23 protein-coding genes and 1 tRNA gene are annotated in these 23,614 nt (G+C 61.4%); 12 read left to right on the top strand and 12 right to left on the bottom strand.

The features are described 5' to 3' along the window. Window positions 1-20: 20 nt before the first annotated feature. Both otnI and gcl read right to left on the bottom strand, forming a co-directional pair. Window positions 21-818 carry a 2-oxo-tetronate isomerase gene (gene otnI / locus NKH06_RS30745; protein WP_352439968.1) on the bottom strand — a complete coding sequence of 266 codons (798 nt, stop codon included), beginning with the start codon at window positions 816-818 and terminating at the stop codon, window positions 21-23. Window positions 819-828: 10 nt separating this feature from the next. Continuing rightward, window positions 829-2,610 carry a glyoxylate carboligase gene (gcl, locus tag NKH06_RS30740; RefSeq protein WP_352439967.1) on the bottom strand — a complete coding sequence of 594 codons (1,782 nt, stop codon included), beginning with the start codon at window positions 2,608-2,610 and terminating at the stop codon, window positions 829-831. A gap of 214 nt (window positions 2,611-2,824) precedes the next feature. Here gcl and bhcR point away from each other — a divergent pair, with 214 nt between their 5' ends. Further along, complete coding sequence (bhcR, locus tag NKH06_RS30735) at window positions 2,825-3,646, top strand: HTH-type transcriptional regulator BhcR (protein ID WP_127295745.1); 822 nt, start codon at window positions 2,825-2,827, stop codon at window positions 3,644-3,646. A gap of 78 nt (window positions 3,647-3,724) precedes the next feature. Here bhcR and NKH06_RS30730 read toward each other — a convergent pair whose 3' ends face one another. From NKH06_RS30730 to NKH06_RS30720, 3 genes are all read right to left on the bottom strand, one after another. Beyond that, window positions 3,725-4,030: a BA14K family protein gene (locus NKH06_RS30730; RefSeq protein WP_023812095.1), complete on the bottom strand. Its 306-nt coding sequence runs from the start codon at window positions 4,028-4,030 to the stop codon at window positions 3,725-3,727. A 447-nt stretch (window positions 4,031-4,477) separates the two neighbouring features. Further along, complete coding sequence (locus tag NKH06_RS30725; protein ID WP_352439965.1) at window positions 4,478-4,696, bottom strand: hypothetical protein; 219 nt, start codon at window positions 4,694-4,696, stop codon at window positions 4,478-4,480. A gap of 204 nt (window positions 4,697-4,900) precedes the next feature. Then, window positions 4,901-5,068, bottom strand: coding sequence for a hypothetical protein (locus NKH06_RS30720; protein ID WP_352439964.1), 168 nt, complete (start codon window positions 5,066-5,068; stop codon window positions 4,901-4,903). Window positions 5,069-5,223: 155 nt separating this feature from the next. Here NKH06_RS30720 and NKH06_RS30715 point away from each other — a divergent pair. The 4 genes from NKH06_RS30715 to NKH06_RS30700 all read left to right on the top strand — a co-directional run bounded on the left by NKH06_RS30715 (window position 5,224) and on the right by NKH06_RS30700 (window position 8,083). After that, window positions 5,224-5,299, top strand: a tRNA-Thr gene (locus NKH06_RS30715). A 457-nt stretch (window positions 5,300-5,756) separates the two neighbouring features. Continuing rightward, complete coding sequence (locus tag NKH06_RS30710; RefSeq protein ID WP_128305850.1) at window positions 5,757-6,410, top strand: outer membrane protein; 654 nt, start codon at window positions 5,757-5,759, stop codon at window positions 6,408-6,410. A gap of 515 nt (window positions 6,411-6,925) precedes the next feature. Continuing rightward, complete coding sequence (locus NKH06_RS30705; protein ID WP_023812099.1) at window positions 6,926-7,198, top strand: DUF6894 family protein; 273 nt, start codon at window positions 6,926-6,928, stop codon at window positions 7,196-7,198. A gap of 501 nt (window positions 7,199-7,699) precedes the next feature. Further along, window positions 7,700-8,083: a hypothetical protein gene (locus NKH06_RS30700; protein WP_352439950.1), complete on the top strand. Its 384-nt coding sequence runs from the start codon at window positions 7,700-7,702 to the stop codon at window positions 8,081-8,083. A gap of 554 nt (window positions 8,084-8,637) precedes the next feature. Here NKH06_RS30700 and NKH06_RS30695 read toward each other — a convergent pair. Both NKH06_RS30695 and NKH06_RS30690 read right to left on the bottom strand, forming a co-directional pair. Further along, entirely contained in the window at window positions 8,638-9,174 is a 537-nt protein-coding gene (locus NKH06_RS30695) for a DUF2569 family protein (RefSeq protein ID WP_352894993.1), read from the bottom strand. A gap of 158 nt (window positions 9,175-9,332) precedes the next feature. After that, window positions 9,333-9,947: a TetR/AcrR family transcriptional regulator gene (locus tag NKH06_RS30690; protein ID WP_352865148.1), complete on the bottom strand. Its 615-nt coding sequence runs from the start codon at window positions 9,945-9,947 to the stop codon at window positions 9,333-9,335. Between the two features lie 91 nt (window positions 9,948-10,038). Here NKH06_RS30690 and NKH06_RS30685 point away from each other — a divergent pair, with 91 nt between their 5' ends. The 5 genes from NKH06_RS30685 to NKH06_RS30665 are packed head-to-tail and all read left to right on the top strand — an operon-like array spanning window position 10,039 to window position 14,637. Continuing rightward, the gene (locus tag NKH06_RS30685) at window positions 10,039-11,118 is read left to right on the top strand and encodes a polyamine ABC transporter substrate-binding protein (RefSeq protein WP_352751402.1); all 1,080 of its coding nucleotides are present in this window, start codon (window positions 10,039-10,041) and stop codon (window positions 11,116-11,118) included. 13 nt (window positions 11,119-11,131) lie between these two features. Further along, entirely contained in the window at window positions 11,132-12,013 is an 882-nt protein-coding gene (locus tag NKH06_RS30680; protein ID WP_352751400.1) for an ABC transporter permease, read from the top strand. A 1-nt stretch (window position 12,014) separates the two neighbouring features. Continuing rightward, complete coding sequence (locus tag NKH06_RS30675) at window positions 12,015-12,797, top strand: ABC transporter permease (protein ID WP_352751398.1); 783 nt, start codon at window positions 12,015-12,017, stop codon at window positions 12,795-12,797. Further along, window positions 12,794-13,858, top strand: a complete 1,065-nt coding sequence (locus NKH06_RS30670) for an ABC transporter ATP-binding protein (protein ID WP_352865160.1) — start codon at window positions 12,794-12,796, stop codon at window positions 13,856-13,858. The genes NKH06_RS30675 and NKH06_RS30670 overlap by 4 nt, the downstream gene beginning before the upstream one ends. Before the next feature lie 20 nt (window positions 13,859-13,878). Further along, window positions 13,879-14,637, top strand: a complete 759-nt coding sequence (locus tag NKH06_RS30665) for an MBL fold metallo-hydrolase (RefSeq protein WP_352865163.1) — start codon at window positions 13,879-13,881, stop codon at window positions 14,635-14,637. Window positions 14,638-14,642: 5 nt separating this feature from the next. Here NKH06_RS30665 and NKH06_RS30660 read toward each other — a convergent pair whose 3' ends face one another. From NKH06_RS30660 to NKH06_RS30645, 4 genes are all read right to left on the bottom strand, one after another. After that, a complete protein-coding gene (locus tag NKH06_RS30660) occupies window positions 14,643-15,344 on the bottom strand; it encodes a TetR/AcrR family transcriptional regulator (RefSeq protein ID WP_352865166.1) in 702 nt (233 codons plus the stop codon). 140 nt (window positions 15,345-15,484) lie between these two features. Beyond that, window positions 15,485-16,912, bottom strand: coding sequence for an amidase (locus NKH06_RS30655; RefSeq protein WP_352894990.1), 1,428 nt, complete (start codon window positions 16,910-16,912; stop codon window positions 15,485-15,487). Window positions 16,913-17,000: 88 nt separating this feature from the next. Further along, entirely contained in the window at window positions 17,001-18,035 is a 1,035-nt protein-coding gene (locus NKH06_RS30650; RefSeq protein WP_352865171.1) for an extracellular solute-binding protein, read from the bottom strand. A 358-nt stretch (window positions 18,036-18,393) separates the two neighbouring features. After that, a complete protein-coding gene (locus tag NKH06_RS30645) occupies window positions 18,394-19,365 on the bottom strand; it encodes an NAD-dependent epimerase/dehydratase family protein (protein ID WP_352865173.1) in 972 nt (323 codons plus the stop codon). A gap of 720 nt (window positions 19,366-20,085) precedes the next feature. Here NKH06_RS30645 and NKH06_RS30640 point away from each other — a divergent pair. Together NKH06_RS30640 and NKH06_RS30635 are read left to right on the top strand one after the other, a co-directional pair. Next, on the top strand, window positions 20,086-20,859 hold the full coding sequence (locus NKH06_RS30640) for an NAD kinase (RefSeq protein ID WP_023812117.1): 774 nt from the start codon (window positions 20,086-20,088) through the stop codon (window positions 20,857-20,859). A gap of 202 nt (window positions 20,860-21,061) precedes the next feature. After that, a complete protein-coding gene (locus tag NKH06_RS30635; RefSeq protein WP_352439940.1) occupies window positions 21,062-22,651 on the top strand; it encodes a DEAD/DEAH box helicase in 1,590 nt (529 codons plus the stop codon). Between the two features lie 73 nt (window positions 22,652-22,724). Here NKH06_RS30635 and NKH06_RS30630 read toward each other — a convergent pair whose 3' ends face one another. After that, window positions 22,725-23,330, bottom strand: coding sequence for a hypothetical protein (locus NKH06_RS30630; RefSeq protein ID WP_023812119.1), 606 nt, complete (start codon window positions 23,328-23,330; stop codon window positions 22,725-22,727). Window positions 23,331-23,614: the final 284 nt, after the last annotated feature.

Here is a 23,614-nt window from a genome sequence, read left to right as displayed (position 1 = left end):
TGAAACGCCCCCTCTAGTGCTTACGCCGCAGCACTTCCCTGCCCGGCCAGTTCGTTGAACCACCCCAGCCCGGCCTCCGTACCCGCTTTCGGCTTGTATTCCGCCCCGACCCAGCCGGAATAACCAATGCGGTCGATATGCTCGTAGAGGAAGGGATAATTGATCTCACCCGTCCCCGGCTCGTGACGGCCGGGATTATCCGCAAGCTGGATATGCGCGATGCGGCCAAGGTTAGCCTCGATGGTCCTGGCGAGATCCCCCTCCATGATCTGCATGTGATAGATGTCGTATTGCAGGAACAGGTTTTTCGAGCCGACGCGATCGATCAGCGCCAAGGCCTGATCGGAATAGTTGAGGAAGAAGCCCGGAATATCGCGCGTGTTGATCGGCTCGATCAGCAGCCTGATGCCGGCCTGCTCCAGCTTCTCCGCCGCGAAGGCGAGGTTTTCGGCAAAGACATCCTCCAGCACCTTGCGGTCGGCGGCGGCCGGCGCGATGCCGGCCAGGCAATTGACCTGCTGGCAGCCGAGCGCCTGCGCGTAGGTGATCGCCTTGGCGATGCCCTGGCGGAATTCCGGCACACGGTCCGGCAGCACCGCAATGCCGCGTTCGCCGTTGCCCCAGTCGCCGGCTGGAAGATTGAACAGCACCTGGGTCAGGCCGTTCTTCTTCAACCGGGCCGCGACGACATCGGGGGCATGGTCATAGGGGCCGATATATTCGACGGCCTTGAAGCCGGCGCGGGCGGCGGCATCGAAACGGTCGAGGAACTCATGCTCGCCAAAGAGCATCGACAGATTGGCTGAAAAACGCGGCATTCTTTTTCTCCTAATCCAACATCACAATCGCCGTCGGCGCATCTTCCTGATGTTCGGCAAGCTCCTCGAATTCAGTGATCTTGTCGATCTCGGTACCCATGGAGATGTTGGTGACGCGTTCGAGGATGAATTCGAGAACGACCGGAATCCGGTGCTCCTTCATCAGCCGCTGCGCTTCCTTGAAGGCACCGGCGAACTCTTCGGGCTTGCGCACCCTGACCGCCTTGCAGCCCATCGCCTCGGCGACGGCAACATGGTCGACGCCATAGCCGGCCTCGGGATCGCCTGACCGGTTGATGTTCTCGAAGGCAAGATCGACCTCGAAATCCATCGAAAACCCACGCTGCGCCTGGCGGATCAGGCCGAGATAGGCGTTGTTCACGACGACATGCAGATAGGGCAATTTGTGCTGTGCGCCGACCGCCAGTTCCTCGATCATGAACTGGAAATCATAGTCGCCCGACAGCGCCACGATGGTGCGGTCCGGGTCGGCGGCGCGAACGCCAAGGGCAGCCGGCAAGGTCCAGCCGAGCGGGCCGGCCTGGCCGCAATTGATCCAGTTGCGCGGCTTGTAGACATGCAGGAACTGCGCCCCGGCAATCTGCGACAGGCCGATCGTGGTGACATAGGTGACGTCGCGGCCGAACGCCTTGTTCATCTCCTCATAGACACGCTGCGGCTTCAGCGGCACCTGGTCGAAATGCGTCTTGCGCTTCATCGTCTTCTTGCGGGCCTGGCATTCCTTCGCCCAGATCGACCAGTCGCGCAGCTTGCCCGCCGTCTTCCATTCGGTGGCGACGTCGAGCAGCATCTTCAGCGCCGCGCCAGCATCCGAGACGACGCCGAGATCCGGCGCGAAGACGCGGCCGATCTGCGTCGGCTCGATGTCGACATGGATGAATTTTTTGCCCTTTGTATAAACGTCGACCGAGCCGGTGTGGCGGTTGGCCCAGCGGTTGCCGATGCCGAAGACGAAGTCGGCTTCCAGCATCGTCGCATTGCCATAGCGGTGCGAGGTCTGCAGCCCGCACATGCCGGCCATCAGCCGGTGGTCGTCGGGGATCGCGCCCCAGCCCATCAAGGTCGGGATGACCGGCACGCCTGAAATTTCGGCGAATTCGATGAGCAGATCCGATGCATCGGCGTTGATGATGCCGCCGCCGGCGACGATCAGCGGCTTTTCGGCGGCGTTGAGCATCGTCAACGCCTTTTCGGCCTGGGCGCGTGTCATGGCCGGCTTGAACGGCGTCAACGGCTCATAGGCGTCGATGTCGAATTCGATTTCGGCGAGTTGCACGTCGACCGGCAGGTCGATCAGCACCGGGCCGGGACGTGACGAGCGCATCAGGTGAAACGCCTTCTGCAGCGCCATGGGGACGAGATAGGGTTCCATGACGGTGACTGCCCATTTGGCGACCGGCGCGGCAATGGCTGATATGTCGACGGCCTGGAAATCCTCCTTGTTCAGCCGCGCCCGCGGCGCCTGACCGGTGATGCACAGGATCGGAATGGAATCCGCGGCGGCCGAATAGAGCCCGGTGATCATGTCGGTGCCGGCTGGACCCGAAGTGCCGATGCACAGGCCGATATTGCCCGCCTTGGCGCGGGTGAAACCTTCCGCCATGTGCGAGGCGCCCTCGACGTGACGGGCAAGCACATGGCGGATCGTGCCCCTGGCCTTCATTGCCGAATAGAACGGATTGATCGCCGCGCCCGGCACGCCGAAAGCGCAGGAAATGCCTTCCTTTTCGAGAACGAGAACCGCGGCATCGACAGCGCGCATCCTGGCCATTTTCCAGCCCTCCACGGGTTTGTCATTGTTGGATTGGCCAAGGATGTCAGCACGCCGGTTATTTTTCAATTTTTTCAGAATATTTTTTCATTTCTAGAAAACGGCGTCACTTTCTTGATTTTATTTGATTTTGTGTTTTCCAGGAATCCGACCCGCGAACGTAGTGAAAAACTTTTTCATTGTGCATTTGGCGAAACCGGCCGAGATTGACTGCATGGAAACCACCGAAAAACGCCAGCGCGGACGGCCGCGCGCTTTCAACGGGCCGTCGGAGGCCAGCTCGGTGCAGTCGCTCGACCGGGCGCTGCGCATCTTGGCCATTGTCGCGGAAGGCAGCGGCCTGTCGCTGAGCGAGATCTCTGCGCAGAGCGGCCTTGCCGCGTCCACCGCCTATCGCATGCTGACGACGCTGCAAAACCACGGCATGGTCGAATTCGACACATCAGACCAGCTCTGGTCGATCGGCGTCGAGACCTACCGCATGGGCGCGGCCTTCCTGCGCCGCCGCAAACTGGTCGACCGCGCCCGTGTCGTCATGCAGGAGCTGATGGAAAGAACCGGCGAGACCGCCAATCTCGGCGTCGCCGAGGACGATTGCGTGGTCTTCGTCAGCCAGGTCGAGACGCACCAGGCGATCCGCGCCTTCTTCCGGCCGGGCACGCGCAGCCCGTTCCATGCGTCGGGCATCGGCAAGGCGGTGCTGGCGCATCTCGAGCCGGAGCGCGTCGGAACCATCCTGCGCAAGGCCGGACTGCAGCGCTTCACCGACAGGACGCTGTCCGACATTTCAGCGCTTGCCCACGATCTGGCGCGGATCAAGCTGCGCGGCTGGTCGGTCGACGACGAGGAGCGGCATCCCGGCATGCGCTGCGTGGCGGCCGCCATCTTCAACGAATTCGGCGAGCCGATTGGCGGCGTTTCGGTGTCGGGGCCAACGGTGCGGGTGACGCCGGAGCGGCTGGCCGAGATCGGCCCGCTGGTGCGCGATGCCGCGGCCGAGGTGACCCGGATGATCGGCGGCATCAGGGCGACCTGACGGTCCGATCGTTTCAAGCACAGCGAAAGAGGGGCTGCGGGGCGCCCCTCTTCTGGCTGATTGAAACGCCTCCTCCTCTCAAAGACGGCAGTAGTGGCGATAGCCGTCGTGGCCGAGATAGGTGTCGGAGTCCGCATCATAGCTCTGGTAGCGGTCATAGCAGCGGCGGACGTGCCACGAGCCGCCGCCTTCGTCGACATAGACGGTACGCGGCTGGGCGAGCAGGCTGCCGAGGACGAAGCCGCCGACGCCGGCGGCAATGCCGATGCCGATTTCGCGGTTGTGGTGATGGCTGTGGGCGGCCGAGGGCTGGACGGTGCCGGCCAGCGTGGCGGCGGCAACTGCAGTGGCGATGAGGCCGGAAACGAGTGTGCTCTTGAACATGACGATCTCCTTGCTTCGTTGACCGAGGCGATCCATCCGCCTCTTGATCATCTGTCGTCGCGGCCAGGAAAAAGGTTCGAATCTTTTTTCGATTTTTCTGGGATCGGAGAAATCGGATCGACCGAGGTCATGCTGAAGGCGACCTTGCGAGAGCTTGGCGAAGAAGTTGATGCGGCTGATCTCCCCCCTTGCGGGGGAGATGCCCGGCAGGGCAGAGGGGGGTGCTGTCCCGCCAGCTTGTCAACCAATCAGGGCGAGGCAACCGCACGGACAAAATAGAGAAAGTTCATGGGGAAGCCGGTGATCCTTCACACCCCCCTCTGTCCTGCCGGACATCTCCCCCGCAAAGGGGGAGATCGGCAGCTTTGCCGTCCCCACTTCACAAAGTGATCGCCCAACGCAAAAAGGGCGGCCGAAGCCGCCCTTTTGGGAAATTGGGTCCCTCCATCAAAGGAAAATGATCACCCTGCCGTGCCTGTGGTGATGGTTGTGGTGGTGGTTGTAGTGCTTCCACCAGAACTTCTTGAAGTGCTTCTTGTGATGGTTGTGGTGGTGATGATGATGACCGTGCATGCCGTGGGCTGACGACGTGCCGACAGTGCCGGCGAGCGCGCCGGTGGCGACGAAGATGGCGACGAGGCCTGAGGTAAGAGTGCGCTTCAACATGATGATCTCCTGGATCTTTTGATCGAGGCGACCCATTCGCCTCTAACCATCAGTCGGCGCGGCGCGGCAAAAGGTTCGAAAGGTTGAGAAGATTTTTTGTGGGCCGCCATTGACGCCAGCGCGGCGACGGCAAGGACACCAATGACCCGTCGCCCCCTATTCCCCTATTCCCCTATTCCCCTATTCCCCTATTCCCCTATTCCCTCACCCCATCCCCGTGACATGGCGCAGCCAGAACGCCAGCGCGATGAAGCCGATGATGGTGGTGACGCCGGTCCAGTCGACATTGGCCTTCTTCACATCACTGATGATCTTCACCAGCAGCATCCAGGCCACGAAGATGATCGGGAGAATGACGACAAATCTGATCATGCGACACCCCTGCTCGAAGCGATTGCACCTCCCCTAGATGTAGGAAGCGATCCGGCGCTTTTCAGGATGCCCTGCCCCGACAGCCTATGCCGCATGCCGAGAAAAACGGAGTTTTGTCTTTACTGGCGCAACAAATATGCTAACCGGAGCGCCGTGCCCTTGTAGCTCAGCTGGTAGAGCAGCGGTTTTGTAAACCGAAGGTCGGCGGTTCGATTCCGTCCGGGGGCACCAGCAAAGTGCGGCAATTGAGTAAATTCAGATAGTTAATCTATTGTCCTCGAGTTCGATCCGCCGCCTGATCCACCTTGGAAATCATGCACTTACCGGCGAGAATATCCGCCCCGGAGCATCACCATGTGGAAAGCCCGCCACCGTGCGGCGGCGGGATTTATTGAAGATTAGAACGGCACCTTCCACGCTCCGCTCTCGAATTTCCGGATAATGCCCGCGTCGAAACCTGACTGCCATTCCTCGCCGGCGTTGAGTTTCATTCCAGAGGTTGTGGCGGCGCCGGTGTTCGGCCGCGGAAGTCCGGAACTCCTCGAGGGATGCCTGTTTGCACCGGCCTTCCTGATACCTAGTCGCCGAATTCAGGCGCAGCAACTTAGTCCACAGGTGTGACTTCCTAGCTACATACAAAGTTGCAGGCTCATCGATATAAAGCGCTTGGCGATTTGATGGGGATTTCATGAAAGCTTTTTTGCTCGCTTCATTCGTTGCGCTTTCGGCGGCTCCGGCCATCGCTGCCGATATGATGACCGCTCCTGTCGACACCCATGAATGGACCTGGCAAGGGCCATACGCCGGCGTGTTCGGCGCCGGAACGTTGGAACATTACAAGATCTATGAGCCGGGCGCCCAGGCTGGCGCAACGCACAACGTCGGCTCGGCCGCGGTCGGCGGCTTTGCAGGTTATAACTTCCAGTCCGGCAAGATTGTCTATGGCGTTGAAGGCGAGCTTGGCTACCGCTTTAAGAAGAACACCTTCGACGATATTCCAGGCCCAGGCGTTCTCGACGCCTCCACAGGTTTGTTCGGATCCGTAAAGGGTCGCGTTGGCATGGACATGGGAGCCTACATGCCGTTTGTCACGGCTGGTGTAACCGCCGCAAAGCTGAAGACGTTCTATCCAGGTGGAAACGCCGAGCGGGATGCAACTTTGGTCGGTGGTATTGTTGGAGCAGGCATCGACGTCGCTCTCACACACAACGTGTTCTTGCGAGGCGAATACGATTTCTCCTTCTTCGGCAAGAAGTCGCTTGAATATTGCGGCGGCGGATGCACGCTGGAACACACGCTTCAGACGCACGATTTCCGCGTCGGCATCGCGATGAAATTCTAACTGTTCAGCGCGTCTCCGACGTTGACGCGCTCCGCAGGAATAGCAAGACCAAGGTCCAGCTTGCGAACGGCCTTCCGCGGGCGCAATGTCGCCAAGAACCCGACGGCCAGGGGTCTGGATCGCAAATAGTTCGCGGTTCAGGCCCTTCCTCCGTTTGGGACCATGCTATGCGGCTCTTCTGCCGGGTGCTCCGGCCCTTGTGGTGCTGGGCGGTCAATTCCACCTGATGATGAACGACGCTTCCTCGCCGGTGATCTCCTTGATGGATTTCAACAGCACCTCATGCACTGCTTGGAGCGATCGGCAATGATCGCAGCTTGGCGATAGAAGCGGCTGCACGATGCTCTTTTGAAGCCGCCTCGCCCAGCGGCGGCGTGTGGACCTGCTCGGGCTCCATCGGAGGATGAACTTCGAATGGCAAGCACCGGACGCATCACGCCCACGATGGGAATCCAAAGCACTAAAATGATTGCACTGGGAAACCTTTTTGGAGGCATCGACATTGTCGGGTTTGCATGGCCCGCTTCTACTTTGATCTGACCGACAACGGCGAATTCTATCCCGACACCAAGGGCACAGAGCTTCCGAGCGTGGAGGCCGTGGAAGACGAGGCCGCACGGGCGCTTTTGGAAATAGCGAAAGACGCGATGCCGGACGGCACTCATCGTCAGGTAGCGTTCCACGTTCGCGACGATACCAACGCCGCTTTGTTGGTCGTTAAGGTCACGTTCGAGCTAATACGATTGGGCAGCGATGAAATGGAGCAAAGCGGCGTTCCGCCCGATTAGGAGATGACCGGCAGACCGTGCTACATAGGGGATGAAATTTCCCCGCCCAGCTTACATGGTCTACCTTCCGCCACTGCCTGGCCTCCCATATCTAGCTGCCACTTTGACGGTGGATGGAGCAATCACGGCGGCGCCGTTTGACACGGCGGATGAAGCCGCAGCCTTCAACAAGCTGATGGCGAAAGCGGAACATCCCGGCAAGGCGATTTTGAATTGAACGCCGCCGAGGTCAGGCAAGATTGTCCGCGACGGTCTATCCCCCTCGACGCCTTCGATGAGATTGTATTAGCGAGTGCCCTGCGTGCCCGCCTGGCTCATGAGCGAGCGCGAATGCACGTCTTGTTTGAACAGCTTACTCACGCCCGAATGCTCGTTAGAGACGCCGCCGCGATCCGCGCCCATCTGCGCGCGGCCCTTGCGTATCAAACCGTACGTTGAATCCTTCTTGGGTCACGCGTGAGAAGAGAGTAAATAAATCCCTTCGCAGCAAGGGAGGCCGCGATGGTTGAAACGCATATGGAAGTCGCATGCGCGGCTATCGAAACCAGCTTTCGGTTGCGGCACCATTCCCTGGCCGGAACTGCCTCGTTTCGCCGCGATATGGATCACTCCCGACGTGCAATCGAGGCATCACGCGAACTGCTCAAGCGCCTTCGCCAACGTCACCGCGATGACATGGCCCAGGGGTGGGAAGATCCGGGCCCGACTCCTGCTTCCGTCTCCGCCTTCGATGCTGATATTCTTCGCTCTGCATTTCGAGCCCTGGTCAGGGATATGAGCGTGCCTGAATGTCAATGGCGCGATTTGGCTGAGAGCTTGGTCCGCGAATATGTCGGGTGCGAGCAGATCGACGTTGGCCTGTTGGATTGGATCACCCACAAGTAGTCACCAACGCAAAACAGCCCGTCCCGCCCACATTGCCGGTGACACGAAACGGGCTGCGGAAGCCGGCATGCGGTGCTTCCTGCAATCCAACTTTGTGCGCGCACGGTTGTTCCGTCAGCTTCTGCTGACAAGCGGGTACATTCTGCTGCCGTGGCCATTCGACAGTCGCTGGTAGAGTAGACCCGCCGCTCCATTTGCGAAGCGACGGGCTCTCGCCCACCCCATACCTGTCAGAGCAATTTAGATGCCAAACTTTTTGACCCGTTATGGGGCACAGCCGTCGCCTTTGCAGTCGGTTCTACCCCGCCGTAGGAGGCACCGGCCCAGTAATGTTCCACCGGATGAACTCGACTTCCTTCCCGGTGACTTCCCGCAACGCGTTTAACAGCACCTCATGCAGGACGCGCGTCTGCCTGAATCCGATTCTGCCTGAATCCGATTCTGCCTGCCGATCACCGCGCGCAGTTCGGGTTCTCCCCCCTCGCGCTTCACGGATCGATGAACATCAGTTCGCCGAGCCCGTGATGCTCCAAATATTCCAAGTTTGCTGTCTTTTATGACACGCTCGCGACCTGGGTGGATGCCCCAACCCCGGTGAACGTGTTCCGGACCCTGACGGACTTGTAGACGTAGGCGACCCAGAGCCCTGTCAGCACAAACGAGACTATCGGGGCCACCAGCGCATCGCCTGCGAGCACCAGGCTCACCGGAACGCCCAGAACTGACGCAACCCAGATCGTGTCCAGGATGAAAACGACAGGAATCGCCAGCCACTGGAGCAGAAACAATTGCGGAAAGCGGTGGCTTCGCCGCAGCATCGAAACGAGCACAACCAGCTGAAGCGCCAGAAATGCCAGATTGAGAGCAAGTTCGCCATACACCGCCAGGGGTCCGTTCGGGAGGGTCATGAGTTGCTGGTAGCCGTCGGCCGAATTGGCGAAGTCGGCAAGTGTGCGCAACGGTGATAACGTCTGACCGATCGCCAGCAGCATTAACCAGCCGCCGAAGCCCACAAGAGCCTCGGGATTCTGCGACGGCTTCGCGGCTGATCGAACAGCAAAGAAAACAGGCACGCCGATCAACAGCAGCAAGATCGCCCAATGCCCAGATAGAAAACGTCCCCATTTACCCCTCCCCCGTTTTTGCTCCTATAAGTTGTATCAGGTTTTAAATTCAACTCAAGAGCCGACATGCATCTGAAACCAGGTCTTATGCGGAAGCAACGCTTTCTCCTGCCCTTTCCTGCCACTCACACCCCAATCGCCGCCACCAATATCCTGTTCTGCCTCCGTACCGCCGCCCGCAATTCCGCAATCCTCGCCGCGTCGCGCTTCACGAATTCGATGAACATCATGTTCATATTGTTGAAGATCAGTTCGCCGAGCGCCGCCCCGTCTATGTCCTGCCGCACAAGGCCGAGCGCTTGCAGGCGGACGATCAGAGCGCGGATCTGTTCCGTTAGCGCGCGGTCGAGCGCGGTGTAGGCTTGGCCGAACGGGCTATCGGGCAGTTGCGTTGAGATCGCCATCGCCTGCCGCCACATCTCCTTGCTGAGATAGTGCAGCGAGTGCTCGATATAGATGCCGATCAGCGTGTCCAGCGCGTCGCCGACATTGGCCGGCGGCCGGGCGACGACGCCCTGACCGGCATTCAGCACCTCGTTGACCTCCAGCGAGACGATGGCGCCGAGGATGTCGCCCTTGTTTTCATAGTAATTGTAGATGGTGCCGACCGAGACCTCGGCCTGGGCGGCGATCGCCTCGATCTTGGCGCCTTCGTAGCCGGCCTCGCGAAACAGTTCCGCCGCCGCCTCGATGATGCGTCGGTGCCGGTCTGCCTTTTGCCTTGCCCGCAATCCGCTCATGTCAGCCTCTTGCCATAAAAACAGAATTGACTCAATTTTAGAATTGGTTCAATTTTTTGCAAGAAGCCACAAAGGCAAGGGAGAACACTCGATGTCACACACAGCCAGCAATCCGCTTTCCATCCTGAGGACCCGTTTGCGCACAGCTGCCGCAGCCGCGGCGCTGCTGCTTTCGACGGGCGCGCAGGCCGCCGACCTCAACGCGCTGATCTGGTGCGATCATGCCGATCCGGCCTTGCTGCAGCCGTTCGAGGAGGCCAATGGCGTCAAGGTCAACGTCAAGGAGTTCGAGGGCACCGGCGCTGGGCTGGCCATCGTCGAGCAGTCGCAGCCGGGCGATTGGGACGTGATGGTGATCGACAGCATCGACGTGCCGCGCGGCGTCGAAAAGGGTCTGTTCGAGCCATTGCCGGACGACAAATTGCCGTTGGCCGATCTGTTCCCGCAGGTGAAGATGGACGGCTCCACCGTCGTCGGCGGCAAGCGCTACGGCATCACCGAAAAGTTCGGCTACAACACGATCGGCTACAACAAGACCAAGGTTGACCCCGCCGACATGCAGTCGATGGCAGCACTCACCGGCGACAAGTACAAGGGCAAGGTCGCCATCTACGACTACTACCTGCCGGTCATCGGCATGGCCGCGCTCGCGATCGGCAAGAAGACGGCCGAGCTCACCGAAGCCGACCTGCCTGCCCTCAAGGAAGAGCTCTTGAAGATGAAGGCCAATGCCAAACTGGTCGGCGAAGTGACCGCCAGCCAGACGGCGCTTGCGACCGGCGAGGTCGACATATTGGTCGGCGGCGGCGAATGGGTGACGGCGGGCCTGGCCAAGGAAAACCCGGCGCTCGACTTCTCCATCCCCAAGGAGGGTGCGGTGCTGTGGTCGCAGTCGCTGGCCATGTTCAAGGATTCCAAGAACAAGGACATGGCGCTGAAGTTCATCCAGTACATTATGAGCCCGGAGGGCCAGGCGCGCCTTGCCACCTCCTCCTGCTACTGGGGCATGCCGGCGAACACCAAGGCGGCTCTGACCGACGACCAGAAGAAGGTTTTGCGCTTCGACGAGCAGCCGGGCTTCCTGGCGCGCGCCCAGGCCTATCCGGCGCCGAACGCCGATCTCGACAAGAAGATGCAGGATATGTGGACCGAAATGCTGCAGGCAAAATGAGCCGATACCGCTCATGAGCAGCTCGGCAAATAACCCCCTGCCCCGGGCGGGCCGTGCTCTGACCCGGGCGAGTTCTACTCTGCCCTGGGCGCTGGTCACGCCGGCGCTCGGCTGGACGCTGTTGTTCTTCGTGCTGCCCTTCATCGCCATGGGGTTTTCCAGCCTGACGGCGCATGAGGGCGGTGGCCTCACGCTGTCCAATTACAGCCAGTTCTTCACCAACCCCTCCTACTGGCAGGCAATGGTGAACTCGCTGCAGGTGACCGCCATCGTCACCGTAATCTCGGTGCTGCTCGCCTACCCCTTTGCCTGGATCCTCGCCGAACAGGTGCCGGAACGCTGGCAGCGGCTGGCGCTGATGCTGGCCGTGCTGCCGTTCTGGACATCCTATGTCGTGCGCTCCTACTCCTGGCTGCTGGTGCTGGCGCAGAACGGCGTCGTCAACCGGGCGCTGACCGGCTCTGGCCTGATCAGCGAGCCGCTGCAACTCGCCAACACGCGTTTCGCCACCGTCACCGGCTTCGTGCACTTCTTCGTCATGCTGTTGACGTTGACCATCTTTGCCAACCTCAAGCAGCTCAGTCCGAGCTATCGCAAAGCCGCCGCCGATCTCGGCGCCGGGCCGGTGCGCACCTTCCTGCATGTCGTGCTGCCGCTGACCTTGCCCGGCATCATGGTCGGCGCCTTCCTCACCTTCGTGCTGTGCATCGGCGACTACATCACGCCGCAGATTCTCGGCGGCAACAACGAGCTTCTGATGCCGCAGCTGGTGATGATGCAGATCGGCCGGCGCGGCGATTTTCCGCTGGCTTCGGCGCTGTCGATTATCCTGATGGCCGTCGTCACCATCGCCTACCTCGCCTGCGCCCGTTGGCTGAAGATCGAGCGGGCCTGAGATGCGCAGGATTGTCCGCATCGCCTCCTGGCTCTACGCGATCGCCGTCTACGGCTTCATCTTCCTGCCGGTGGTGGTGCTGGTGCTGTTTTCGCTGCAGGCAACGTCGTTTCCGATCCCGCCCTTCACCGGCCCATCGCTGCGCTGGTACGACGCGGTGCTCTCCGACGTCAGGCTGACCTCGGCGCTGGTCAATTCGCTGCTGGTCGCGTCCATCTCGTCGCTCGCCGCCGCCACGCTCGGTTTCCTATCCGCCTGGGGCTTTGCCCGTTTCGTCCTGCCGGGCTCCGGCCTGCTACGCGGGCTGATCACGCTGCCGCTGACGGTCAGCTATCTCATCATCGGCATGGGGCTGCTGGTGCTGTTCAACTGGGCCGGCTTGCCGAAATCGCTGCTTGCGGCAGGGATCGGCCATGTCGTGATCAACCTGCCGCTGTGCTTTGCCATCATCTACAGCCAGATGGGCGACCACCAGATCAACATCGAACGCGCCGCGCGCGACCTCGGCGCGCCGGAATGGAAGGTGCTGCTGTTGATCACCGTGCCGGTCATGGCGCCGGCCATCTTCGCCGGCTTCTTCCTGTCGATGACCTTCTCCTGGGACGAGTTCGTGATCTCCTTCCTGCTCACCCGCTTCGACACCACGCTGCCGGTCGAAATCTGGAACCTGCTGCGTTCCGGCCTCAACCCGAAGACCAACGCCGTCGGCTCGCTGGTTTTCGCCGTTTCCATCGTGCTGGTCGTGCTGTTCGAATTGACATTGCTGCGCAGGAGAAAGGCATGACCGCGCCTTTGGTCGATATTCGTGCCGTCTCGCACCGCTTCGGCCAGCACACCGTGCTGAAGGATGTCTCGCTGCAGATCGAGCCGGGCAGCTACACGATCCTGCTCGGGCCGTCCGGCTCCGGCAAGACGACGCTCTTGTCCATTCTGGGCGGCTTCGTCACGCCCAGCGAAGGCAAGGTGTTCATCCGTGGCGAGGACTGTACTTCGGTGCCGCCGGCCAAGCGGCCGACGACGACGGTGTTCCAGGACTATGCGCTGTTCCCGCATATGAGCGTCGGCAGCAATGTCGGCTTCGGCCTGCGCATGCAGGGGGTCGACGGCACGACACGCGCGGCAAAGGCGCGCGAGGCGCTGGCCCTGGTTGGTCTCGCCGCTGCTTTCGACAAGAAACCGCACCAGCTCTCCGGCGGCCAGCGGCAGCGCGTGGCGCTGGCGCGGGCGCTGGTGATCGAGCCGGCGGTGCTTTTGCTCGACGAGCCGCTCGGCGCGCTCGATCTCAAATTACGCCGGCAGATGCAGGACGAGTTGAAGGCAATCCAGAAGCGCGTCGGCACCGCCTTCATCCACGTCACCCACGACCAGGAAGAAGCGATGGCGCTGGCCGACCATTGCGTGGTGATGAATGACGGGCGCATCGAGGACGAAGGTCCGCCCGAGCGCGTCTACGCACGGCCGGCGACGCGCTTTTCGGCGACCTTCATGGGCGAAAGCACGATCCTTGCCGGCACGGTCACGGAGGCGAAGGAGAGGACAAGCACCGTCGCCACGCCCGTCGGGCCGATCTCGCTGCCCGGCGCCTTGCCGGTCGGCTCTGCCGTTGCGCTGGCCATACGGCCGGAGCATCTTGTCCTCGGCGAGGCCAGCGGCTGTGTCAGGCTCGGCACGGCCAGAGTGAGCGACGTCGTCTTCCAGGGCAGCTTCAAGCGCGTGCTTGCCGTCTCCGTCGAAGACCCCTCGCTTCACTTCATCGCCAGGCTGCCCGCGACAGCCACCGCCCGGCCGGGCGACACAGTTGCCGTTTCGTGCGATACCGACCAGATCATCCTGCTGACGGACTGAACTTTTCTGACGGGTTGAAAATGGCAACACTTCCGCTCATCAAGGCACCGGACTGGTACGAAACCATCCGCATGAGCGATGGCGTGACCTTGATCCACGAGCCATGGATAAAACCGTTCTTCCGCTGCAATATGTGGCATGTGCGCGGCCGCGACCGCGATCTCCTCTTCGACACTGGGCTCGGCCATTTCAGCCTTCGGCGTCATGTGCCGCTGGTCAGCGAGCGCAAGCTGACCTGCGTCGCCAGCCACACGCATTTCGACCATATCGGCTGCCATCACGAATTTCCGGACCGCTGCGTACACGCCGCCGAGGCCGACATCCTCGCCGATCCGCGCAACGAATGGACGGCAGCCGGCACCTATGCGACCGACGAGATGTTCGATGGCATGCCGCAAGGCTGGGACACGGCGCGCTACGGCATCCTGCCCGCACCGGCCGGCCGTCTGCTCGACCATGGCGACGTCGTCGATCTCGGCGACCGGGCCTTCGAGGCGATCCACACGCCCGGCCATTCGCCCGGCGGCATCGCGCTCTACGAAAACAGGACGGGCATCCTGTTATCCGGCGACATCATCTATGACGGCCCGCTGATCGACGACGTCTACCACTCGGTTGTCGATGACTATGTCGCTACGCTGCTGCGTATGCGCGACCTCGATGTCTCGGTCGTGCATGGCGGCCATTTCCCCAGCTTCGGCAAGGTGCGCTACCGCCAGCTTGTCGACGAGTATCTGGCGCAGAAGCGGCAGGCCGGCTGCCATCTGCGGCAGCCCTGAAGCAGTTAGCGCATCAGTTCGAAATGCCGCGGGAACGCCTGATGCAGCAGGAGCAGCATGGTCTTGCGCAGCACGTTGGTGTCACGGCTGGACGGATTGAGATGATCCCAATACCAGGCGCCATGAACCAGATAATTCAGGCTCTCCGACAGCGTGTCGATGTCGACGCCGGTATAACCGCCGCTGCACGAAATCTCGATCAGCAGCTCGCGCGCCTCGGCGGTGTAGGCGAGATCGCTCGGAAGGCCGATCTCGTTGTAGATCTGCATGCTCTTGCGGTCGCTGGAGAACACGACAAAGACCGAAACCCATTTCGGGTGCTGGCGGGCGAAACGTTGCGCGCAATCGACCGCGCCCAGGGCCCGCTCAACCGGAGACAGGCCGGGCGCCCGCACCAACGTCACCCACAGCTCGTCATAGCGATCGCTGAGATACTGCAGGACGGCGCGAAACAGGTTCTCCTTGCTGCGAAAATGGAAGACGACCAAGGCATTGGACGAGCCGACATGTTCGGCGATGCGCTGCATGGTGACGCTTGCCAGCCCCTCCTCCGCGATGAGCTCGATGGTGGCGTCGATGATCCGCTGTACGCTGGCTTCGCCGCGTTCGCGCCGACGGTCCTTGGGCGGCGCGGGATCGTTTGCCGCACTTCCATTCTTCGCTATTGCGCCTTTGCGTTTTGCCGCCGCAGCCTTTTGTTGCGCCATCTTCGTCCAGCTCCTTTCGGACCTTCTGGCGGCGATCGCCGGCGCCGCCACGGATCCGTCTATTCGAGGTGTCCGGCGTCGGCTCACCACAACCGAGACCGCAGATCAACCACCATCGCGGCAAGAGCCGCATCGCCCTGTTATAGCGACGGACGCGTTTCGGCGTTTGTGTACCATTGCCCCTTGGCCCTCTCATAGGCCATGGCCGCTCGGAAAACATCGGTATCGCAATAGGTGCGGCCGACGATCTGGATGCCTGTCGGCACGCCGCTTGCCGCCCGGCCCGAAGGGATGGACAGGACCGGACAACGGCTCATCATGTTGAACGGCGTCGTCATCACCCAGCCAAGCGACGGGTTCACCTGCTTGCCGTTGATCTCGACCGTGCCCGTGGTCTGATCGAACTCCGCCGGCACGGAGGGAAGCGCGTTGGTCGGGCAGACCAGCACATCATAGGTCTCAAGCAGCGGCCCCAGCGTCTGGTACATCCTGGCCGCCACATCGAGGGTTCCGACAAAATCCGTGGCTTTGGACTTCTGCCCGTCCTCGGCGAATTGACGTGCATAGGTCGTCATGTCCTTGCCGTGCTCCTTGAGCAGCTGCGACAGCGAAGCGCCGAAGAGATGTTCGAGATAGGCCATGCCCGCCCTGAGCACGTCGTCGCCCCAGCCCAGATCGACTTCCTCGACCGTGGCGCCGAGCGAGCGGAACACGTCGCAGGCGGCAAGCGTGTTCTTGCGCACATCGGCGTCCACTTCGAAAGAACCGAGGTCCATCGAGAAAGCAATCTTCCAGCCCTTGATCGGCTTGTAGTCGCTGGGCAGGCGCAGTTTGGGGCGCAGCGTGGCGATGTCGAGCGGGCTTGGCCCGGCAATCACGTTCTGCAGCAGGATCGCATCCCTGACGTTTCGTGCCAAAGGTCCGGTGTGGCAGTAGAAATCGAGGTTGAACGGCGGCTCGTCCGGATTGCGCCCGTAAGGCGGCTTGAAGCCGACAAGACCGCAGGCCGACGCGGGAATCCGGATCGATCCGGCAATGTCCGAACCGGTGGCGATCGACGACGTGCCGGATGCCAGCGTCGCCGCGGAACCACCCGACGAACCGCCGGGCGTGAAATCCGGGTTCCACGGATTGCGCGTCACACCCCAGCGTTTCGACCAGGTGTAGCCGGCGCAGCTGAATTCAGGCGTCGCCGTGCGGGCATGGACAATGCCGCCGGCCTGGATGATGCGCTCGTTCATCGTCGAGGTATGGCCGCCGATGGCGTCCCCGGACAGCAGCGAGCCATGCGAGGTCGGCTTGCCCTTGATATAGCTCTCGTCCTTGATGCCGATCGGCAGCCCCTCGAGCGCCCCGGTCCGGGCGCCCCTGGCGTATTTCCCCTCGGCCTTCCCAGCCAGGTCCATCGCCTCGTCGAAATGCGTGAAGGTGAAGCAGTTGATCGTCGCCTTGGTTGCCTCTGCGCGGTGGATGGTGGCCTGCATCAGTTCGACAGGCGAAAGCTTCTTCGCCTTGAACAGCCGCAGCGCCTCGCTGGCCGGCATGTAGCAAAGGTCGAGATCGGTCATGGGAAGTCTCCTGCGATCTGCGCATCGCGTTTGGCATGGACGGGAGATGACCGCGCCGCGTGCAGCGGCGCGGGAACGCCTGCTCAGGTCATTTCTGCAGGTCGGTCCAGATCTTCGTGTAGAGCGCCTGCACGTCGGGCGGGCAGGCCTGCATGAACTGGCCCTTGGCGGCAAACTCGGTGGGAATGTTGACTTCCGGCGCGGTCTTCATGTCGTCGGGCATGAAGGCTTCCGAGCCCTTGATGCCGTTCGAATAACGCGCAAAGGCTGAGATCAGCGCCGCATTCTGCGGATCCATGATGAAGTTCTGGAACAGCTTGGCGTTGTCGACATTCTTGGCGTCCTTGAGGACAGCGACATTGTCCATCCAGATCGGATAGCCTTCCTTGGGATAGCCATAGACGATCTTGTCGTTCTCAAGCCGCTCGCGCAGCGATATGCCGTTCCAGTTGACGCCCGCGGCGATGTCGCCCCTGCCCAGACCATCGACAGCCGCATAGTCGAGCGAAAGCCATTTCGCCTTCGCCTCCACCAGCTTGTCATGCACCTTTTTCAGCATCTGCATGTCGCTGCTGCAATATTTGCCACCCTCGTAAGCAATGGCGAGGAACATGATGTCACCCATTTCGGGTACAACATTGATCTTGCCGACGAGTTCGGGGGGTGGGTCGAGGAAGATCGCCGATGTGTTCGGGTCGCCGGCATAAACCGACTTGTTCACCGAAATGCCGGTCGTGCCCCACTGCCATGGAACGGTATATTTGCGGCCTGGATCGAATGGAACATCGACCCACCTGGGATCGACGTTCTTGAAGTTTTCCATCTTGTTGGGATCGGTCTCCAAGAGCAGACCTTCGCTGATCCAGACCGGCACGACGCTCGCCGAGGGCACGACGATGTCATAGCCGGAGGCGCCCTGCCGGACCTTGGCCAAGGCGGTATCGTTGGAGTCATAATCGGTGACGGTGACCTTGACCTTGTAGGTCTCCTCGAACTTCTTGATCAGGTCGGGGCTGGTGTAGTTGCCCCAATTATAGATGTTGAGCTCGCCGTCGGCACGGGCCACGCCCGTGACAGTCAGCAACGACAGGCCGATGGCCGTCGCGGTCAGTTTCCAGTTCATGCTGCATGCTCCCATTGTTGGGACCGGCGGCACTACGGCCCCAAGTCCGTTTCCTGCTGACGAAAAGATGGCCGCGACGATGCCGACCGACAGCACGAGAACGGCCGTCGACATCGCATTTGCGGCGCGCCGGCAACGGCAAGCCGCATGGCAGTCAAGATATTCCCCTCTTTCATGGTGGCCATTCACCGGCTGGAACCCGGCTGTCCAACTCAATTCTCGACCTCAGAAGTAACTATGACTAAACATACAGTCAATATCTTTCCGCGGATACGGCCATGGCTCGCCGATCATGCGCCCGATGCGGTGGTGACTCAGTGGGTAGCTAGGAAAGAACCTGGCCGCGATACCGGACGCGTCAGGCCGTTGAGGCCGAAATGCCCGCGGCCGCAATTCGCTGGCGGAACCAATCGAAGGTGCGCCCGATGCCTTCCTGATAGCTCGTCCTGGCTTCCCAGCCAGGAAGGACATGCCTCGCCAAAGTCAGGTCCGGACACCGATTTGTCGGATCCTGGGGAGCCGGAGGGTGGTGCTCGATGCGGCTGCCGGGGACAAGCGATCTGACGAATTCCGCGATGCGCAGGACCGAAACCTCGTGGTCGTTGCCGATGTTCAGAGGGCCGCGATGCGAGATGCCGTCGCGCCAGAAGTAACGTTCCAGCCCCTCGACGATGTCGTCGACATAACCCCAACTGCGCGATTGGGAGCCGTCGCCATAAACCGTCAGAACCCCGGTTGTGAGAGCCTGGACGGCAAAATTCGAGACGGCGCGTCCATCGTCGATGCGGGTTCGCGACCCATATGTGTTGAATATCCTGACGACGCGAATGTCGAGCCCGCCAACCCGCTGCTGCTCGAACAGCAATGCCTCGGTGCAGCGCTTGCTTTCATCATAGGAAGCCCTGGGACCGGTGCAGTCCACCGATCCCCTGTAACTCTCGGGTTGCGGTGAAACCAGGGGGTCGCCATAGACTTCCGAGGTCGAGGCGAAGCAGAAGCGACCGCCGGGCTTGAGCAGCGTCAGAAGATTGAGCGCGCCGCCGATGTTGGCCTTGATCGTGCGTACCGGCTCGCGCATGTACCAAAGAGGCGAAGCCGGCGACGCGAGATGGATGATCTCATCGAAGCGCTGAAGGGATGAGAAGCTTTCGGCGTCGGCAATCTGCAGATCGAAACGCGGATCGGCGACATGCGCGATGTTGTCTCGCGTCCCGGTCCAAAGATTGTCGACGACGACCAGCTTTTCCAGATCGCTTCGCCGCAACAGACGGTCGACCAGATGCGAGCCCAGGAAACCGCAGCCGCCAGAGACCAACACGCTGCGTGACATGGAAAACCCCCGCTCCAGACACCCGGCCAGTCAACGAGCCACAGGGCTTGTTTCAAAACAACAGCGGATACGAGGCTACCCAAAAGCCCTTCCGCCAATCGATGCACCCATCTACACCGCCAAGCGCCGCGCGTGCAAACAGCAAGCCTTCACGATGGAATGTGCGGCGGCCGACCGGCCTCTGCTTTTAAGAGAGAAACTGCCGCGCGATGTCGCGCACCGAAGCGGCCGCCAATGCCGCCGGTCATCCGAAAGGATGATCAGGTTACAGCGCTACAGCGCCCTTTGCGGACATGGCGCTCCGGCTGCGTCACCACAGCGCGACGCCGTGGGCTGCGGTCGGAAGCTCGTTTCTTCGGACTGGCGCACCAGTTCGGCAAAGAGCAGCGCGAAGCTTCCCAGCATCAGAAAGACGATGATCAGGCGTGTTACCGGCAATATGTCGGCCTCGACTGGCTAGCCCCCACGCCACCCATCCACTGCCGGCTAACATGACCGATCCGGCTTTACGAGACTTTAAGACCGATCTTAACCATCACATTCGCGTAGCCTTTGACATGATACGCGAACGGCAAGTCCGCATCCGCCGTCCTGCGGCCGCCTTGCCATCCGGCATGGGTCGCATCCGGGATGACAGCTCCCTTTGCAGACGTACCCCGCCCATGCTACCCCGGCGCTGGCGCGGCCCTGCCGCTGCCAATCGGTCGTCATCGGGGAGCCATGAGCAAAGCCGCCAGCCGCATCGCCTTCGTCTCGTCCGACACCGCTGACGCCAAGACGGCGCTGGAAAGCCTCTCGGCGCGCTATGGCCAGTCTTCCGTCGAGGAGGCCGGGATCGTCGTTGCCCTTGGGGGTGACGGCTTCCTGCTGCAGACCCTGCGCGACACGATGGGGACCGGCAAGAAGGTCTACGGCATGAACCGTGGCACCATCGGCTTCCTGATGAACGAGTATCGTTCCGGTGGCCTGACGGAGCGTCTCGAAGCAGCCGTCGCCGAAACGATCCGCCCGCTGGAGATGCTGGCCGTGACCTCGGAAGGCGAAACGATTTCGGCACTGGCGATCAACGAGGTGGCGCTGTGGCGCCAGTCTTACCAGACGGCCAAGATCCGCATCACCGTCGACGAACAGGTCCGGCTTGAGGAACTGAACTGCGACGGCGTCATGATCGCAACCCCGGCCGGGTCCACCGCCTACAATCTTTCGGCGCATGGACCGATCCTGCCGCTCGACGCACCGCTGCTGGCGCTGACCCCGGTCAGCCCGTTTCGCCCGCGCCGCTGGCGCGGCGCGCTGCTCTCCAACAAGGCGACCGTGCGCTTCGATATCCGCGAGCCGGAAAAGCGGCCGGTGAACGCCGCCGCCGACCATACCGAGGTCAAGGCCGTGACCTCGGTAACGGTGCGAGAATCACCCACGGCGACAGCAACGTTGCTGTTCGATCCCAATCATTCCTGGAACGAGCGTATTCTCGCCGAACAGTTCCGCTATTGAGCCGGCGCTGCGACCGACAGGTCGATTAAGCATCCCGATTAAGGTTACAACTTCACAATCGTGCCATTGCTGCCCCTTTCTGTTGACAAATCGAGGGCTTGCTCCTAATTGCAATACCAATCTTGCAGGCGCGTGGCGCTTGCCGCGACAGACGCCATTAGACGCCGTTGCGCTTCCCCGAACCAGCCAAAGACAACAACACTTGTCCTCAGACACCACGACCGCTCAAGAAGCGTTGACCTTCGCAGACCTCGGCCTGTCGCCGAAGGTCCTTTCCGCAGTCACCGACGCCGGCTATACCCAGCCGACGCCGATCCAGGCTGGTGCGATCCCGCACGCCTTGCTCGGCAAGGACATTTTGGGCATCGCCCAGACCGGCACTGGCAAGACGGCCTCCTTCGTGCTGCCGATGCTGACCCGCCTCGAAAACGGTCGGGCCCGCGCCCGTATGCCGCGCACGCTGATCCTGGAGCCGACGCGCGAACTCGCCGCGCAGGTCGAAGAGAATTTCATCCGCTACGGCAAGAACCACAAGCTCAACATCGCGCTCTTGATCGGCGGTGTCTCATTCGACGAACAGAACAAGAAGCTGGAGCGCGGCGTCGACGTGCTGATCGCGACGCCCGGCCGCCTGCTCGATCACCGCGAGCGCGGCAAGCTGTTGCTCAACGGCGTCGAGATCCTCGTCATCGACGAAGCGGACCGCATGCTCGACATGGGCTTCATCCCCGATATCGAGCGCATCTGCGAAATGATTCCGTTCACCAGGCAGACGCTGTTCTTCTCGGCGACGATGCCGCCGGAAATCACCAAGCTGACCGAGAAATTCCTGCACGCGCCGGTGCGCGTCGAGGTCTCGAAGGCAGCATCCGCCGCCACCAACATCATCCAGCGGCTGGTCAAATCCGGCTCCAAGCCGTGGGACAAGCGCGAGACGCTGCGCAATCTGATCAAGGCCGAAGACGCGGAGCTGAAGAACGCCATCATCTTCTGCAACCGCAAGGTTGAAGTGGCGGAGCTGTTCCGCTCGCTGCTGAAGTATGATTTCGACGCCGGCGCGCTGCACGGCGACATGGACCAGCGCGCGCGCATGCAGATGCTGGCCAATTTCCGCGACGGCAAGCTGCGCTACCTCGTCGCTTCCGACGTCGCCGCGCGCGGCTTGGACATCCCCGATGTCAGCCACGTCTTCAACTATGACGTGCCGATCCACGCCGAGGACTATGTCCACCGTATCGGCCGTACCGGCCGCGCCGGACGCTCCGGAAAATCCTTCACCATCGCGACCAAATCGGACACCAAATACATCGATGCCATCGAACGTCTGATCGGCAACAAGATCGAGTGGCATGACGGCGACTTGTCGACGGTTGTTGCCAGCGAAGGCGGCGAGGATGATGCTCCGCGCCGTGGCAAGGGCGCACCGCGCCGCGCCGGCCGCAAGGACGACGATCGCGGCAGGGAAAAGGGCGGCGAGCGCAAACCGCGCGAACGCCACGCCAAGCGCAGCGAAGACACGGCACCGGAAACAGTCCGCGAGGATCAGCCGGTGGCCGAGGCCGCAGCCGCCGACGTCGGCGAACGGCGCTCGCGCAAGGAAGCGATCCGTTCGGAAAACACCGAGCGCAAATCATCCGATCGCAATGAACAGCGCGCACCGGAACGCGGCGACACGAGGCCGCAGCGCGACAACAGCCGCCCTGCCCGCCAACGACACCAGGAAGACAACGATTCCACCGTCGGCTTCGGCGATGACATGCCGGCCTTCATGCGGATCGTCGCCAAGGTCTGATTCCCGACCGCTTCAAAGGCAAGCCAGCCATCCGGCTTGTCTTCTCGGCAAAGGTTCCTGCCTGACTCGCCCGTTACATCGGCCCAGGCATCATCTTGGTCGGTTTTTCCAGCATCGGAAACTCGGCCTTGTTGCATTTCACGTTCGGATTCGTCGGACTGAACATGCCGTTCGGATTGTCCCCGAGCCAGGCATGCAGGTCGTAGTGGACGAACTCCTTCGGGATGAGAGGGTAGTGCCCCTCCATAGGCCCCATGAAGGTCTGGCCAAACAGCTTCGGGGGTTCCTTGATGTCCGGCGTCAGAGGCACCAGCCATTCCACGCCGACCAACTTCAGGCCTTTCTTGGTCGGCTCGTAGATCAGCACGTTTGGCCTCATCGGATCGAGCTTCTGGCCGACACTCGGGACATTGACGAAGTGGATACCCATGGCGCCCTTCGGGTAGTCCATCGCACCCGCTATCTTTTCTCCGCTGTAGTAGACGCAGCCGACCGTCGACAGATAGAGGTCGCGGACGGCGACGGTGTAATCGTCATATTTGGCGAGCGACTTTTTCAAGGCTTCGATGTCGGCCTTGTTGGCGTCCTCGGCCCGAGCCGAAGCAACGTTCAGCCACGCGCCCACCAAACCTGTCAAAACGAGGACGCCGCAGCGCCCAAGGCTGGCTGTTCTTGTCATGCATTCCTCCCAGATTTCTGATCTGGCCGTGCAAGACCGAGGCGGAAAAATGCTGATTGCGCGGCCAGTGACACCGCCTCATCCCCTCAGGAACAGCGATGATGCTATTCCTTTCCATAGCTCCGGGAAAGCTATATTTTAGCAATAGCTAATTCAACAACGCCAATATCCGCGCAAACAAAAACGGCCCCCATGGGAGTAATGCAGTTCACTTAGGCACCTTCAGTGTTCTGACAGGATATTTGGCTGGTAGCTTTTTGACGACACGGGGGCATGATCGCCCC

Origin of the sequence: Mesorhizobium sp. M1342 (assembly GCF_040317955.1) — a bacterium.
Classification (GTDB): Bacteria; Pseudomonadota; Alphaproteobacteria; order Rhizobiales; family Rhizobiaceae; genus Mesorhizobium.
Note: the sequence above shows the minus strand (reverse complement) of the source record. Positions and strands in the feature narration are given on the sequence as shown.